Origin of the sequence: Pseudoalteromonas ostreae (assembly GCF_018069805.1) — a bacterium.
GTDB classification, from domain to species: domain Bacteria; phylum Pseudomonadota; class Gammaproteobacteria; order Enterobacterales; family Alteromonadaceae; genus Pseudoalteromonas; species Pseudoalteromonas ostreae.
Map to the genome: position 1 here is coordinate 1 of NZ_JAGPYN010000074.1, position 579 is coordinate 579.

Annotated in this window: 1 pseudogene; it reads right to left on the minus strand. The window is 44.7% G+C overall.

Features of this window, described 5'->3' with window-relative positions:
- A pseudogene (locus J7338_RS21170) lies at positions 1 to 579 on the minus strand (transposase); the annotation flags it as partial.

Below are 579 nucleotides of genomic sequence, written 5' to 3' on the forward strand. Positions count from 1 at the left end.
TCAGGGTCGGTAATATTACTTTTAATGGGCTTGCCTTTGCTGCCTGTTTTCTCTTCGTGGGTCGCTAAGAACTCGGTGATTTTATCTGCACTTTTATCCAACTTTTCTTTTTGTTTTAAATCCTGTGTTATTAACTCCTCGCCCAGCCCATCTTGCGATTGGTAGCGTTCGATAATACGTTTACTCGCGCGTTCTAGTTTTGCTTTTTTACGCCCTAACTCATCGAATGTGCCGCTCCATTCTTTGCTCGCATTCGACTTTAACTTACAGCCATCAATGGCAAACATGTTACGCCCTATCAAGCCTTCTTCGTCGCATATCATCAATACTTGCGTAAATAGTGGCTCAATCTGTTCATGCATTTTGGCCACGAAACCCGCGATTGATGTGTAATGCGGCTGGATATCACCCGACACACTCATAAATAAAATATTAGTCTCACACGCCTTCGCAATCCGACGGCTACTGATAAAACCATGTGCATAGCCGAGCAAATAATCTTTAACATCACTGACGGCGGATACGCCGCCGCGCCTGTTTTGTCGTTGTTATACCACGCGTCAAAGCCCGACAAATCGA